This is a genomic window from Streptomyces resistomycificus, assembly GCF_001514265.1.
In the GTDB taxonomy this organism is placed as follows: Bacteria; Actinomycetota; Actinomycetes; order Streptomycetales; family Streptomycetaceae; genus Streptomyces; species Streptomyces resistomycificus.
Genome location: NZ_KQ949001.1, coordinates 232,071 through 247,007, shown reverse-complemented (window position 1 = coordinate 247,007; position 14,937 = coordinate 232,071). Strand labels below are relative to the sequence as shown.

13 protein-coding genes are annotated in these 14,937 nt (G+C 70.2%); 10 read left to right on the top strand and 3 right to left on the bottom strand.

Features of this window, described 5'->3' with window-relative positions:
- Nucleotides 1-698 precede the first annotated feature (698 nt).
- Together AQJ84_RS33970 and AQJ84_RS33965 are read right to left on the bottom strand one after the other, a co-directional pair.
- A complete protein-coding gene (locus tag AQJ84_RS33970) occupies nt 699-953 on the bottom strand; it encodes a helix-turn-helix domain-containing protein (RefSeq protein ID WP_030042602.1) in 255 nt (84 codons plus the stop codon).
- Nucleotides 953-1,567, bottom strand: a complete 615-nt coding sequence (locus AQJ84_RS33965; protein ID WP_030042601.1) for a hypothetical protein — start codon at nt 1,565-1,567, stop codon at nt 953-955. The genes AQJ84_RS33970 and AQJ84_RS33965 overlap by 1 nt, the downstream gene beginning before the upstream one ends.
- A 278-nt stretch (nt 1,568-1,845) precedes the next feature.
- Here AQJ84_RS33965 and AQJ84_RS33960 point away from each other — a divergent pair, with 278 nt between their 5' ends.
- From AQJ84_RS33960 to AQJ84_RS33925, 8 genes are all read left to right on the top strand, one after another.
- A complete protein-coding gene (locus AQJ84_RS33960; RefSeq protein WP_030042600.1) occupies nt 1,846-3,231 on the top strand; it encodes a nitrate/nitrite transporter in 1,386 nt (461 codons plus the stop codon).
- 121 nt (nt 3,232-3,352) lie between these two features.
- Nucleotides 3,353-4,504 (top strand): uroporphyrinogen-III synthase, encoded by a 1,152-nt coding sequence (locus AQJ84_RS33955; protein ID WP_030042598.1) that lies wholly within the window; start codon nt 3,353-3,355, stop codon nt 4,502-4,504.
- A 510-nt stretch (nt 4,505-5,014) separates the two neighbouring features.
- The gene (locus AQJ84_RS33950) at nt 5,015-5,608 is read left to right on the top strand and encodes a CGNR zinc finger domain-containing protein (RefSeq protein WP_030042597.1); all 594 of its coding nucleotides are present in this window, start codon (nt 5,015-5,017) and stop codon (nt 5,606-5,608) included.
- Nucleotides 5,609-5,927: 319 nt separating this feature from the next.
- Nucleotides 5,928-6,449, top strand: coding sequence for a sigma-70 family RNA polymerase sigma factor (locus tag AQJ84_RS33945; protein ID WP_010039908.1), 522 nt, complete (start codon nt 5,928-5,930; stop codon nt 6,447-6,449).
- Complete coding sequence (locus AQJ84_RS33940) at nt 6,449-7,279, top strand: anti-sigma factor family protein (RefSeq protein WP_037803659.1); 831 nt, start codon at nt 6,449-6,451, stop codon at nt 7,277-7,279. The genes AQJ84_RS33945 and AQJ84_RS33940 overlap by 1 nt, the downstream gene beginning before the upstream one ends.
- Nucleotides 7,280-7,361: 82 nt before the next feature.
- Nucleotides 7,362-9,824: a HelD family protein gene (locus AQJ84_RS33935; protein WP_053191134.1), complete on the top strand. Its 2,463-nt coding sequence runs from the start codon at nt 7,362-7,364 to the stop codon at nt 9,822-9,824.
- Nucleotides 9,825-10,156: 332 nt separating this feature from the next.
- Nucleotides 10,157-11,572, top strand: a complete 1,416-nt coding sequence (locus tag AQJ84_RS33930) for an NAD-dependent malic enzyme (protein WP_030042595.1) — start codon at nt 10,157-10,159, stop codon at nt 11,570-11,572.
- Between the two features lie 347 nt (nt 11,573-11,919).
- Nucleotides 11,920-12,201 (top strand): HU family DNA-binding protein, encoded by a 282-nt coding sequence (locus AQJ84_RS33925; protein WP_007382399.1) that lies wholly within the window; start codon nt 11,920-11,922, stop codon nt 12,199-12,201.
- Nucleotides 12,202-12,348: 147 nt separating this feature from the next.
- Here AQJ84_RS33925 and murA read toward each other — a convergent pair whose 3' ends face one another.
- Nucleotides 12,349-13,689: a UDP-N-acetylglucosamine 1-carboxyvinyltransferase gene (gene murA / locus AQJ84_RS33920; protein ID WP_030042594.1), complete on the bottom strand. Its 1,341-nt coding sequence runs from the start codon at nt 13,687-13,689 to the stop codon at nt 12,349-12,351.
- A 252-nt stretch (nt 13,690-13,941) separates the two neighbouring features.
- Here murA and AQJ84_RS33915 point away from each other — a divergent pair, with 252 nt between their 5' ends.
- The gene (locus AQJ84_RS33915) at nt 13,942-14,514 is read left to right on the top strand and encodes a YqgE/AlgH family protein (RefSeq protein ID WP_030042593.1); all 573 of its coding nucleotides are present in this window, start codon (nt 13,942-13,944) and stop codon (nt 14,512-14,514) included.
- A gap of 29 nt (nt 14,515-14,543) precedes the next feature.
- Nucleotides 14,544-14,831, top strand: a complete 288-nt coding sequence (locus AQJ84_RS33910) for a DUF3039 domain-containing protein (protein WP_078632165.1) — start codon at nt 14,544-14,546, stop codon at nt 14,829-14,831.
- The last annotated feature ends 106 nt before the right edge of the window (nt 14,832-14,937 follow it).

Sequence of the window (14,937 nt, the reverse complement as noted above, 5' to 3'; positions counted from 1 at the left end):
CTCGTCATACAACGGCGGGTCGATCGGGTCGTCCGCCGTGGCGGTCCCGGCCGGGTCGTCCTGGGCTGTGCCGGCCACCGCGGTGATGCTCGCCGTCGTGACAGCGTGGGCGGGGATCGCGCCGAGGGCCATGGTCATCACCGTGGTGACAACCGTCGTCCATATCCGTCTGTTCATTCCGCACTCACAGGTAAGCGGGCATGACAAAGCATGCGGGGAGGGTGAAGGGAAGATTCCGGCATGGGAAGAGAGGCCGGATGGCGAAAGGTGTCTGTGCGCGGCGTCCACGCAAGGGGGCGTGACGCACTGGCGTGATCCGTCGGAAGGCCGTAGGGGAAAGCGGGCGGCAGTGCCGACCGCAGCGGCGAGACGACAGACGGGTCCGCTTGATCGGATCGAACACTAGGACGGCCGAGATCAACTCCGCAAGACCCACGCGGAAGCGACGGCCAAGTGGTGGCCGTCGCTTCCGTTTTGTATCTGATGGCGCGTCAAGAGCGCGCGGTTCAGGTCGAGTCGGCGTACGCCCGCATCGCGTACGCCGACGGAGGGGGACTCAGCGGCGGGTGAGCCAGCGGCCCGCGATGATCGCCGCGGTGATCATGACGGCCAGGACGACCGCGATCGCGATCTTCGTACCCGTATCCATGACGCCGAACATAGGGGTCTCCTCTTCAGGTCTTCAGGTCTTCAGGTCTTCAGGGGGATGGTGTCTGGTCGGTCTTGGGGCGGTGGCTGAGCAGGTCCCCCGGCTGGCACTGCAGGACTTCGCAGATCCGGGTGAGAGTGGTGAAGCGGATCGCCTTGGCGCGTCCGTTCTTGAGCACGGACAGATTGACGTTGGTCACGCCGACGCGGTGGGCGAGTTCGGTGAGGGTCATGCCGTGCTCGCTGAGCAGCCTGTCGAGGTGCACCTCGATGTCATGACCCTCGTGCTCGTCGGCGGCGGCCATCAGACGACCCCTTCGAGATCCTCGCGCATCGACGTCCCGGCGCGGGTGATCCGCGCGAAGGTCAGCAGACCGAGGCCGGTCAGAACGGCCAGGTAGGGCGGCGCCCACAGGTCCAGCCAGGCGCCGGCCGTGAAGTCCTCGCCCTTGGCCAGTGCCGCGAGCAGGGCCGCTCGGGCGTTGCCCTCGATGATCGCGACGGCCAGGCTCCCGGCGAGCAGCCACCAGCCGAGCAGGCGGAGCCGGGACGCCGTCCGCGCGGTGTAGACGCCGTCCTTCGCCGCGCCCTGCAGGAGCTGGTGCAGCAAGGCGAGGCCACTGATCAGCAGCAGTGTCGACGGCAGCTCGCCGAGTTCGTTCAGGAGGCGCAGGTGTGCCGAGGGTGACTCGGCGCAGTAGCGGGGGACCGAGTCGACCTGCGCCCCGCTTTCGGGGGTGAAGGAGTGTGCCGTGGCCGAGCTGGTGGCCGACTCGTCGGTGACGCAGACGTTGAGGTCCCCCCAGCTGCCGTGGATGACCGAGTAGACGAGCCCGGCCGTCAGAAAGGCCAGCAGGACGCGCAGGACGACGGACACGATCGTGGCCATCGGTTCGAGCATCCTTCGGTCTTCGGTCATGGCGCCCCCGCCTCACTTATCGATTATCGATGTTATCGAGAAACGATAGGTGGCGCGGGTGTGTGACGCAACCCCCGCATCTCCGGGCGGGAGGCGAGGGGAGCTGTTCGTAACGTGGGACACCGGAACCTCTCATCCCGCGATCGGGCAGGGTGAGAGCAAAGTTCCTTTTTGGTCACCCGTCGCCACAGCCAGGAAACGCGCCCTCCCTACCTTCGGGATACATCACCGCTTGTCGCGCACAGCACCACCTAGTCCCGGAGCCCCGTGGAGGCGTCATGACAGCCCCTAGTACAGCCCCCGCCCCCTCGAGCAGGGGCGGCCGCTGGATCGAGCAGTGGGATCCGGAGGACGAGACCTTCTGGAACGAGACCGGCGAGAAGGTCGCCAAGAGGAACCTGCTGTTCTCCGTCCTCTCCGAGCACATCGGATTCTCGATCTGGACCATGTGGTCCGTGCTGGTGCTCTTCATGGGCCCGGAGTACGGGCTGACGCCCGCGGACAAGTTCCTGCTGACGTCGATGGTGACGCTGGTCGGGGCCGTCGTCCGGGTCCCGTACACCTTCGCCATCGCGATCTTCGGCGGCCGGAACTGGACGATCGTCTCCGCCGCCCTCCTGCTCATCCCCACCGTCGCCGCGTTCACGGTGATGGAGCCGGGGACCTCCTTCAACACCTTCCTGCTGGTCGGCCTGCTGGCCGGTATCGGCGGCGGCAACTTCGCCTCCTCGATGACCAACATCAACGCCTTCTTCCCCCTTCGCAAGAAGGGCTGGGCGCTCGGCCTGAACGCGGGCGGCGGCAACATCGGCGTCCCGGTCATCCAGCTGGCCGCTCTCGCGATCATCGGTGCCAGTGGCGGCCCCCGTGTGCTGCTGGGGATCTACATCCCGTTCATCGTCGTCGCCGCCGTCCTCGCCGCGCTCTTCATGGACAACATCGCGTCCGTGAAGAACGACACCGGCGCCGCGAAGGACGCCGCGAAGGACGCGCACACCTGGATCATGTCCTTCCTCTACATCGGCACCTTCGGTTCGTTCATCGGATACAGCTTCGCCTTCGGGCAGGTGCTGACCAACCAGTTCGGCCGGACCCCGCTGGAGGCGGCGTACGTCACCTTCATCGGCCCGCTGCTCGGCTCCCTGATCCGGCCCCTGGGCGGGTGGCTGGCCGACAAGCACGGCGGCGCGAAGATCACGCTGTACAACTACGTCGGCATGGCCGTGGCGACCGGAGTCCTCATCGCCGCCAGCATGGAGAAGTCGCTGGCCCTGTTCACCGTCGCGTTCGTGGTGCTGTTCGTCCTCACCGGCCTCGGCAACGGCTCGACGTTCAAGATGATCCCCGGCATCTTCCAGGCGAAGGCCCTGGCCAAGGGGCTGGAGGGCGAGGAGGCCGCCGCGTACGGGCGTCGCCTCTCCGGTGCCTCCATGGGCCTGATCGGCGCGGTCGGCGCACTCGGCGGCGTCGGCATCAACCTCGCCTTCCGCCAGTCCTTCCTCTCCTACGGCTCCGGCACCGGCGCCTTCGTCACCTTCCTGGCCTTCTACGGCGTCTGCTTCGTGGTCACCTGGGCCGTATACCTTCGCCGCCCGGCGGGCCGCGTACCCGCCACCACCGCCTCCTCCGAGGCGAAGCCGCAGCTCAGCTACGCGGAGGTGTGACGTAACACTGGCGACATGAAGCCGAACCGAGCCTGTCACGAGCCGTTGACAGGCTCGGTCGGCATGCAGGCGCAACAGCACCCGGTGTAGGTGCGCGGAATCCGACTGCGGGACGAGAGTTATGTACGACGAACAGCAGCAACCTGACCATGGCCCTCTGGCGGGATTCACCGTGGGAGTGACGGCCGCGCGCCGGGCCGACGAGCTGGGCGCGCTGCTGCAGCGGCGCGGAGCCGCCGTTCTGCACGCCCCCGCCCTGCGCATCGTGCCGCTCTCCGACGACAGCGAGTTGCTGGCCGCGACCAAGGAGGTCATCGACCAGGCACCCGACATCGTCGTCGCCACGACCGCGATCGGCTTCCGGGGCTGGGTCGAGGCCGCCGACGGCTGGGGCCTGGGCGAGGACCTGATCGCCCGGCTGCGCGGGGTCGAGCTGCTCGCGCGCGGCCCGAAGGTCAAGGGGGCGGTCCGCGCCGCCGGCCTCACGGAGGAGTGGTCGCCGTCCTCCGAGTCCATGGCCGAGGTGCTCGACCGGCTCCTCGAAGAGGGCGTCGAGGGCCGCCGTATTGCCGTACAACTGCACGGTGAGCCGCTGCCCGGCTTCGTGGAGGCGCTGCGGGTCGGGGGAGCGGAGGTGGTGGGCGTGCCCGTCTACCGGTGGATGCCGCCGGAGGACATCGCGCCGATGGACCGCCTTCTGGACGCCGCCGTCTCGCGCGGTCTGGACGCCCTCACCTTCACCAGCGCGCCGGCCGCCGCCTCGCTGCTCTCCCGAGCCGAGGACCGCAACCTGCTGCCCGAGCTGCTGGAAGCCCTCAACCACGACGTCCTGCCGGCCTGCGTCGGCCCGGTCACCGCGCTGCCGCTCCAGGCCCGCGGCGTCGACACGGTCCAGCCGGAGCGCTTCCGGCTCGGCCCGCTCGTCCAGCTCCTGTGCCAGGAACTGCCCAGCCGGGCACGGACCCTGCCGGTCGCCGGACACCGTGTGGAGATCCGCGGCCACGCGGTCCTGGTCGACGGGGAGCTCAAGCCCGTACCGCCGGCAGGCATGTCCCTGATGCGGGCCCTGTCCCGGCGCCCGGGCTGGGTGGTGGCCCGCTCCGAACTGCTGCGCGCCCTGCCGGGTGCCGGCCGCGACGAACACGCGGTGGAGACCGCGATGGCCCGCCTGCGGACCGCCCTCGGCGCCCCGAAGCTGATCCAGACGGTGGTGAAGCGGGGTTACCGGCTGGCGCTGGACCCGGCGGCGGACGCGAAGTACGCGGAGGATTAGAGGAGTAGGCGACGGCGTCCAACGAGGCGCTCCGGGGAGCCCGCCGGGCGTCGGAAGCGGCCGTACGGCACTGGCGTCCGTGCCGGAGCGGCCGACGCCACCGTCGGCAGCGCCGCGTACCGCGCTCCACGCCACCCACGGATGTCGGTAGCCGACGAGAGCCGCCCACACCCGCCGGCGGCACGGCGCCGCGCGCCCCTGCCACGCCGTCCCCGCTCACCGGCGGCACGCCGCCGCGCACCCCTGCCACGCCGTCCCCGCTCACCGGCGGCACGCCGCCGCGCACCCCTGCGGCGCCGTCCGCGTCCACCGGCTGCACGCCGCCGCGCGCCCCTGCCACGCCGCCACCGCCGTCAGCGGCCACGCACCAACGAGACCCGCGTCCCCCTACGCCCGCGTCGACCCCGCTCCGCTTACCGCCGGTACGAGGGGTTCCGGCGGCCGGAGCGGGCAGGCACTGTAAGAGGTAACGGTTCCTCACCGGGGTGACCCCTAGGCGGTGACAGGCACATGGCATTGGGTACGGCCACGGCCGCGTACGAGCTGCGGTTCGATTCCGGGCGGATCTGCCTGGACCTCCTCGCGACCACCCACCCCCTCGAACGCCTCGACTCCGTCGCGGTGCTGCGCGCCTGGATCACCGGCTCGGGACTCGTCCCGGCGGGTACCGGGCTGGCCCACGCCGACCCGTCCTGGATCGTCGGCTTTCATGAACTGCGTTCGCTTATCGGCCAGTTGGTACCCGGCGGGCTCGCGCCCGAGGGGCGGCCGTACGATCTCGCGCTCGCCCGCGTCAACGAGACCGCTCGTGCCGCACCTCCGGCTCCGCGTGCCGTGACCTGCGAAGACGGCACTTTGGTCCGGGAGTTGGACGGGCCACCGCAGTGCGCGGCGCTGCTCGGCGCGGTCGCCCGGGACGTCGTCGAACTGCTCACGGACCCGGTCGCGCGGGCCGGGCTGCGGCAGTGCGAAGGGGACAACTGTCCCCTCGTCTACCTCGATTCGTCACGGGGGCGCAGGAGGCGCTGGTGCTCCAGTGAGGTCTGCGGGAACCGCGAAAGAGTGGCCCGGCACCGGCGTCGGGCGGCACTCGCCCGCACCTGAGGGTCCGTTATGTGCCTTCTGTGGAGCGACTGTCGAAGTGATTTCGATTACACGTCGTTTACTTTCGGAACCCCGAGGGCAGCTGGCGTGATCTTGCCGTTGTGTCGGAAATGTAAAGATCACGCGGCGGGAATGTGCCCTCATGTCCCGCCTCGTCACGTCACCCACGAGAAAACTGTCACACCACTTTGAACATCCAACTCCCCGCGTCCGTACCCGTGGTCGAGCGACCGACTGGGGGAACCCCCGGACATCGGAGGTGGGCGTGCGCAAGGATTCCGTCGTGGCCAATGAACGTGGATCGAGGGCCCGACATCGCATGTCCCAGCCCTCGGAACCAGATGAGGAGCTCATGCGTGCGCTCTACAGAGAACATGCCGGACCCCTGCTCGCCTATGTGCTCCGGCTGGTCGCGGGAGACCGGCAGCGCGCCGAGGACGTCGTGCAGGAGACGCTCATCCGTGCCTGGAAGAACGCCGGACAGCTCAATCGAGCTACCGGATCGGTACGCCCCTGGCTGGTGACGGTCGCACGCCGCATCGTCATCGACGGCCACCGCAGCCGGCAGGCCCGGCCGCAGGAGGTCGACCCGTCGCCGCTGGAGGTCATCCCCGCGGAGGACGAGATCGACAAGGCGCTGTGGCTGATGACGTTGTCCGACGCGCTCGACGACCTGACCCCGGCTCACCGGGAGGTGCTCGTGGAGACGTACTTCAAGGGGCGTACCGTCAACGAGGCGGCAGAGACCCTGGGTATACCCAGCGGCACCGTCCGCTCGCGGGTCTTCTATGCCCTGCGGTCGATGAAGCTCGCACTGGAGGAGCGGGGGGTGACGGCGTGATGAGTGTTTACGGGGGATCACAGGGATTCGGTACGGGTGGTTCGGGTATGTCTGGCCCCATGATGGGATCTCCGGGTCCGAGCGAACACGAGACCGTCGGCGCCTACGCCCTCGGGATCCTTGACGACGCCGAAGCAACCGCTTTCGAAGCACATCTCGCCACCTGCGAATGGTGCGCCCAGCAGCTCGACGAACTCGCCGGAATGGAGCCGATGCTGGCCGCCCTGGCGGACCTGCCGGGCTCCGGCACACCCGCCATCGGCGAGTCGCTCTCGGCCCGGCCCACCCCCCGGCTGGTGAACAAGCTCGTCGACGAGGTCTCCGAGCGCCGCGCCCAGAAGCGCCGCAAGGGCTTCTACCTGGTGGCGGCCGCGGCCGCGCTGATCATCGGCGGCCCGCTCGTGGCGGTCGGGGCGACCGGTGAGGACTCCGGCGGCACCGGCGGCACCAACGCGACCCTCGCGGCGACCCCCGCCAAGAGCCTCTTCGCGGACATCGACGACAAGGTCTCGGCGACCGACCCGTCGACCGGCGTGAGCGCGACCGTGGCCCTGCAGAAGAAGGACTGGGGCACCGAGTCGGTCCTGGAGCTCAAGGGCGTCAAGGGCCCGATCAAGTGCTCCCTGATCTTCGTCGGCGAGAACGGCGAGCGGGTGACCGCCTCGAACTGGTCCGTCCCGAAGTGGGGCTACGGCCTCCCGGACGGCAAGACCGAGAAGGCCAAGAACCCGCTCTACATCGTCGGCGGCGCGTCCTTCGTCCCGGACGAGATCAAGGGCTTCGAGGTCATGACCCTGGACGGCGACGTGCTCGTCAAGGGTGACGTGTGAACCACTGAGCGCGCGCACATAGCTTCCCGGGGCCCCCTTCGCGTACGGTTGACGGCTGCCCAGCACGTCAGAAGGGGGCCCGGTGGCCGCTCAGGCTCAGCAGCAAACCGCGGTCGACTCGGTTGAGGTTTCCACGCACGATTCCGTGCGGGACCGAGAGATCAGCGTCGAACAGGAACACCTCGACCGGGTCTACCGGCGCCTCGAGGAGAAGATCCACGAGGCCGAGTTCCTCATGAACGACGCCGCCAAGCGGGGCCAGGTCGGCACGCCCGGCGCACTCGCCGAACGGGACGCGCAGGTCTTCCGGGCCGGCATCCACCTCAACCGTCTCAACAACGAGTTCGAGGACTTCCTCTTCGGCCGCATCGACCTGTTGCCGGGCAAGGACGGCAAGAAGGGGCCGGACGGCGCCTACACCGCCGTGGAACCCGCCGAAGGCGCCGTGCGGGAGGACAACACCGCCGACATCGCCGAGACCCTGCACATCGGCCGTATCGGCGTCCTCGACCAGGAGTACGCCCCGCTGGTCATCGACTGGCGGGCGCCCGCCGCCGCGCCGTTCTACCGGTCCACCCCGGTCGAACCGGGCCGGGTCGTCCGCCGCCGGGTCATCCGCTCGAAGGGGCGCAAGGTGCTCGGTGTCGAGGACGACCTGATGCGCCCCGAGCTGACGGCCTCCCTCGACGGCCGGGAACTGCCCGTGATCGGCGACGGCGCCCTGATGGCCGCCCTCGGCCAGGCCCGCACCCACACCATGCGGGACATCGTCGCCTCCATCCAGGCCGAGCAGGACCTCGTCATCCGCGCCCCCGCCGCCTCCGTGACCTACGTCGAGGGCGGCCCCGGCACCGGCAAGACGGCCGTCGCCCTGCACCGGGCCGCCTACCTGCTCTACCAGGACCGACGCCGGTACGCGGGCGGCATCCTCATCGTCTCCCCGACCCCGTTGCTCGTCGCGTACACCGAGGGCGTCCTCCCCTCCCTCGGCGAGGAGGGCCAGGTCGCCATCCGCGCGATCGGCTCGCTCGTCGACGGCGCGGAGGCCACGCTGTACGACTCCCCGGCGGTGGCCCGGGCGAAGGGCTCGTACCGCATGCTCAAGGTCCTGCGGAAGGCGGCGCGCGGAGCCCTGGAGCTGGGCTCGGGCGCCCCGGAACACGGCCGGGCCGCCGACACGGGCGCGGGTGCCCGCGCCGGACAGCTCGCCTTCGACGAAGCCCCCGACGACGCCTTTGGCGACGGCCCCGACGATGCCTCCGACGGCGGCTCGGGCCCGGTGCCGCAGGCCCCCGCCGGTCCGCCCACCCGGCTCCGGGTGGTCGCCTTCGGCCGTCGCCTGGAGCTGGAGGCGCGGGAGCTGGACCGCATCCGCGAGAGCGCCCTCGGCGGCACCACGCCCGTCAACCTGCTCCGGCCCCGCGCCCGCAGGCTGCTCCTGGACGCCCTGTGGGCGCGGTCCGGCGCGGGCGGCCGGCACAGCGACCCGGAGCTGGCCGCCGAGCTGCGCTCCTCCTTCGACGAGGACGTCAGCTCCGAGGACAGCTTCATCGAGTTCCTCGACGGCTGGTGGCCCGAGCTGACCCCGAAGGCGGTCCTCGCCGCCATGGCCGACGAACGGCGCCTGGGTCGCTGGGCCCGCCGGGTGCTGAACCCGGGCGAGGTGCGCCGGGTCGCCCGCTCCCTCAGACGCGACGGCCTGTCCGTCCACGACATCGCGATGCTCGACGAGCTCGAGTCGCTCCTCGGCTCCCCGGCCCGCCCCCGCCGCAAGCGCGAGCTCGACCCGCTCGACCAGCTCAGCGGCCTCGAGGAGCTGATGCCGGTCCGCCAGGAGACCCAGCGCGAGCGGGCCGAGCGGCTCGCCCAGGAGCGCACCGAGTACGCCCACGTCATCGTCGACGAGGCCCAGGACCTCACGCCGATGCAGTGGCGCATGGTCGGCCGCCGGGGCCGGCACGCCACCTGGACGGTCGTGGGTGACCCCGCCCAGTCGTCCTGGTCCGACCCCGACGAGGCGGCCCAGGCCCGCGACGAGGCCCTCGGGACCCGCCCGCGCCGCCGCTTCCAGCTGACCGTGAACTACCGCAACCCGGCCGAGATCGCGGAGCTGGCGGCCAAGGTGCTCGCCCTCGCCATGCCGGGCTCCGAGTCCCCGACGGCGGTCCGCTCCACCGGCGTGCGGCCCCGCTTCGCCGTCGTGGGGGACTCCCTCGCCGCGACCGTCCGGGCCGAGTCCGCCCGGCTCCTCGACCTCGTCGACGGCACCGTCGGCGTCGTCGTCGCCATGAACCGCCGCGAGGAGGCCAGGCGCTGGCTCACCGGGCTCGGCGACCGGGTGGTGGCGCTCGGCAGCCTGGAGGCGAAGGGACTGGAGTACGACGCCACCATCGTCGTCTCCCCGGCGGAGATCGCGGACGAGTCCCCGGCCGGCCTGCGGGTGCTGTACGTCGCCCTGACCCGGGCGACCCAGCAGCTCACGGTGGTGTCGGCGGACCGGGACGTGCCGGACGCCGAGGGGGTCCCGGACCTTCTCAGGGACTGACCGGGTGGCTCTCGCAACGAACTTGCGAGACGGGAATGGCCATATGGGATCCGTTTGTTAGCCTGGGTGTGGCACCGGCCCGATCCAAGCCCCCGGGCCCAACCTTCGTCGCTACGAGCGACCACTTGCCGCGAGGCGAGCATGGCGGGTCGGTGTCACTGAACGTTCGAGAGGCCCACGTCACCGAGTGACGTGGGTCTCTTTCTTGCCCTCGGCCGCGACCCGTCCGGCGAACAATACGATCGCAATTCGGCCCGGCTACCGCCTACCCGGCGGTAGGTGCGACGATCGGACGGATCCAGCGGCACAGGTGAAAGCAGAGGAAGTCGGCCATGGCAACGGCGCCCAGCGTCTCCTACTCGATGACGGTCCGGCTGGAGGTGCCCGCGAGCGGAACCGCGGTCTCCCTGCTCACCGGGGCCGTCGAGTCCCACGGAGGCTCGGTGACCGGCCTCGACGTCACGGCTTCCGGCCACGAGAAGCTCCGCATCGACGTCACGATCGCGGCCACCTCCACGGCGCACGCCGACGAGATCGTCGAGCAGCTGCGCGGCATCGAGGGCGTCACCCTCGGCAAGGTCTCCGACCGTACGTTCCTCATGCACCTCGGCGGCAAGATCGAGATGGCGTCGAAGCACCCCATCCGCAACCGTGACGACCTGTCCATGATCTACACGCCGGGTGTCGCCCGCGTCTGCATGGCCATCGCCGAGAACCCCGAGGACGCCCGCCGCCTCACCATCAAGCGCAACTCCGTTGCGGTCGTGACGGACGGCTCCGCCGTGCTGGGCCTCGGCAACATCGGCCCGAAGGCCGCTCTGCCGGTCATGGAGGGCAAGGCGGCCCTCTTCAAGCGGTTCGCCGGCATCGACGCCTGGCCGCTGTGCCTGGACACCCAGGACACCGACGCGATCGTCGAGATCGTGAAGGCGATCGCCCCCGGGTTCGCCGGCATCAACCTCGAGGACATCTCCGCGCCGCGCTGCTTCGAGATCGAGGCCCGGCTGCGCGAGGCCCTCGACATCCCCGTCTTCCACGACGACCAGCACGGCACGGCGATCGTCACCCTCGCCGCCCTGACGAACGCACTGCGCGTCACGGGCAAGGCAATCGAGAACATCCGGGTCGTCATGTCCGGCGCCGGCGCGGCCGGTACGGCCATCCTCAAGCTGCTGGTGGCGGCGGGCGTGAAGAACGCCGTCGTCGCCGACATCCACGGTGTGGTGCACGCCGGCCGCGAGGACCTCGTCGACGCCGCCCCCGGCTCGGCGCTGCGCTGGATCGCCGACAACACCAACCCCGAGGGCCTGACGGGCACGCTGAAGGAGGCCGTGCGCGGCGCGGACGTCTTCATCGGCGTGTCGGCGCCCAACGTCCTCGACGGCGAGGACGTGGCCGCCATGGCCGAGGGTGCGATCGTGTTCGCGCTCGCGAACCCCGACCCCGAGGTCGACCCGGCGATCGCCCGTCTGACGGCGGCGGTCGTCGCCACCGGCCGCTCCGACTTCCCGAACCAGATCAACAACGTGCTGGTGTTCCCGGGTGTCTTCCGCGGTCTGCTGGACGCGCAGTCCCGCACGGTCAACACCGACATGATGATCGCGGCGGCCAAGGCCCTCGCGGACGTGGTGACCGAGGACGAGCTGAACCCGAACTACATCATCCCGAGCGTCTTCAACGACAAGGTCGCGGGCGCGGTCGCCGGCGCCGTCCGGGAGGCCGCGAAGGCGGCGGGCGTGGCCCCGTAAACCGCCCGGGCTCGCGCGGGAGCGGGCCGGCTGTGAGGATTGCCACGACGGGCTTGATACCGGCGCGTCGTGGAACCCGGCCCTCTTGGCCGACGTTTATCGTGTCGGCCAGGCTCCGCCCCTCTTTTCGTGTGACACCCACGGGTGTTCTCGCGACTCCTGGGGGTGCCGGATTGGCTTTCCCGCCGCAGGTAGGGGCAGGATGCGTCTCTGGGCGCGAGGGTCTGACGACGGACCCGGGTCCTGCGACTGTCCGAGGGCCCTGGCAGCATCGACTTCGCTGTGCCCAATATGCGGCTCCGCCGCGTGGCACGCCTCAACAGCAAGAAGAACACGGGAGTAACAACATGAACCGCAGTGAGCTGGTGGCCGCGCTGGCCGACCGTGCCGAGGTGACCCGCAAGGACGCCGACGCCGTTCTGGCCGCGTTCGCCGAGACCGTCGGTGAGATCGTCGCCAAGGGCGACGAGAAGGTCACCATCCCCGGCTTCCTGACCTTCGAGCGCACCCACCGTGCCGCTCGCACCGCGCGCAACCCGCAGACCGGCGACCCGATCCAGATCCCGGCCGGCTACAGCGTCAAGGTCTCCGCGGGCAGCAAGCTCAAGGAAGCCGCCAAGGGCAAGTAAGCCTTCGCGTACGCGACGGGACCTGCGTACGAGGCTCAGCAACGCGAATGGGGCGGCCACCCGGTGAGGGTGGCCGCCCCATCGTCGTACGAACGAACAGGGAAGCGACTGAGAGACGGTCAGCCGCCGCCCCCGGCTGAGAGACGGTCAGCCGAGGGCCTTGCCGGGGAGTTCGACCTTCGCGCCCAGCTCGACCAGCTTTTCCATGAAGTTCTCGTAGCCGCGGTTGATCAGGTCGATGCCGTGGACGCGGGACGTGCCCTGGGCGGCCAGGGCCGCGATGAGGTAGGAGAAGCCGCCGCGGAGGTCGGGGATGACCAGGTCGGCGCCCTGGAGCCGGGTGGGGCCGGAGACGACCGCCGAGTGGAGGAAGTTGCGCTGGCCGAAGCGGCAGTTCGAGGCACCCAGGCACTCGCGGTACAGCTGGATGTGCGCACCCATCTGGTTCAGCGCGGAGGTGAAGCCGAGCCGGGACTCGTACACCGTCTCGTGGATGATCGACAGGCCCGTGGCCTGCGTCAGGGCCACCACCAGCGGCTGCTGCCAGTCCGTCTGGAAGCCCGGGTGCACGTCCGTTTCGAGGGCGATGGACTTCAGCTGTCCGCCCGGGTGCCAGAAGCGGATGCCCTCGTCGTCGATCTCGAAGGCGCCGCCGACCTTCCGGTAGGTGTTCAGGAACGTCATCATCGAGCGCTGCTGGGCGCCGCGGACGTAGATGTTGCCCTCGGTCGCCAGCGCCGCGGACGCCCAGGAGGCGGCCTCCAGGCGGTCCGGGAGGGCGGCGTGGTTGTAGCCGCCGAGCCGGTCGACACCGGTGACGCGGATGGTCCGGTCGGTGTCCATCGCGATGATGGCGCCCATCTTCTGCAGGACGCAGATGAGGTCCTCGATCTCCGGCTCCACGGCCGCGTTCGAGAGCTCGGTGACACCCTCGGCGAGCACCGCGGTGAGCAGCACCTGCTCGGTCGCGCCGACGGACGGGTAAGGCAGCCGGATCTTCGTGCCGCGCAGCCTGCGCGGCGCCTCCAGGAACTGCCCGTCCGCCCGCTTCTCGATCGTCGCGCCGAACTGCCGCAGCACCTCGAAGTGGAAGTCGATGGGACGGCCGCCGATGTCGCAGCCGCCGAGCCCGGGGATGAAGGCGTGCCCGAGGCGGTGCAGCAGGGGACCGCAGAGGAGGATCGGGATACGGCTCGACCCGGCGTGGGCATCGATGTCAGCGACGTTCGCGCTCTCGACGTGGGTCGGGTCCATCACCAGCTCGCCCGGCTCCTCACCCGGACGGACCGTCACCCCGTGCAGTTGCAGCAGGCCGCGTACGACACGAACGTCACGGATGTCCGGAACGTTGCGCAGTCGACTCGGCTCACTGCCCAGCAGGGCGGCGACCATGGCCTTCGGTACGAGGTTCTTCGCACCGCGGACACGGATCTCGCCCTCCAGCGGGGTTCCGCCGTGGACAAGCAGGACATCGTCGTTGACGGTCATGTATCTCGCGTTCCGATGAGTGGGGCAGGGCCAGAAGGGAAAGGGTAGTCGCCGCCCACCCCCATTCCGTAAGCCCAAGGACCGCCCAGGTCCGTCATAGCTGTGTCACAACACGAACCGTTCCGCTTCGGGCACGTGGGGTCACCGGCGGGGGGCGTGCGCGTGCGGCGCATCGGTGCGCCCTGAGCTGCATTCACTCGCGAACCCGCATTGGCTCCCCACGCCCGGGGAAGATGCGGGATCATGTCTGGCATGACCGAGGTGTCCTCGCTCACAGGGCGGTTGCTCGTGGCGACCCCCGCCCTGGCGGACCCGAACTTCGACCGTGCGGTGGTGCTCCTTCTCGACCACGACGAGGAGGGCTCCCTCGGTGTCGTCCTCAACCGCCCGACCCCGGTGGACGTCGGGGACATCCTGGAGGGCTGGGCGGACCTGACCGGTGAACCCGGTGTCGTCTTCCAGGGTGGCCCGGTCTCCCTGGACTCGGCCCTCGGGGTGGCCGTCATCCCCGGCGGCGGCTCCGTCGACCGGGCACCGTTGGGCTGGCGCCGGGTGCACGGAGCGATCGGCCTGGTCGACCTGGAGGCCCCGCCGGAACTGCTCGCCTCGGCGCTGGGCTCCCTGAGGATCTTCGCCGGGTACGCCGGCTGGGGCCCGGGCCAGCTGGAGGACGAGCTGGTGGAGGGTGCCTGGTACGTCGTGGAGTCCGAGCCCGGCGACGTCTCCTCGCCGTCCCCGGAGAGACTCTGGCGCGAGGTCCTGCGCCGTCAGCGCAACGAGCTGGCGATGGTCGCCACGTACCCGGACGACCCTTCGCTCAACTGATGCGTGTGAGCTTCAGTACCCTTGCGTTTATGAGCACTCTTGAGCCCGAGCGCGGGACTGGTACGGGGACCCTCGTAGAGCCGACGCCACAGGTGTCCCACGGCGACGGTGACCACGAGCGCTTCGCCCACTACGTCCAGAAGGACAAGATCATGGCGAGCGCCCTCGACGGGACCCCCGTCGTGGCGCTGTGCGGCAAGGTGTGGGTGCCCGGCCGCGATCCGAAGAAGTACCCGGTGTGTCCCATGTGCAAGGAGATCTACGAGTCCATGGGCGCCGGCGGCGACGGCGACAAGGGCAAGGGCGGCGACAAGTAGCCCGGTCCGGTTGAGGCCGGGACGCCACCGGCCCGTTCGAGGCGATGACGGCCCCTGGGGCGCGCTGACGCGCGCACCGGGGGCCGTTCGCGTGTCACGAAGTGGT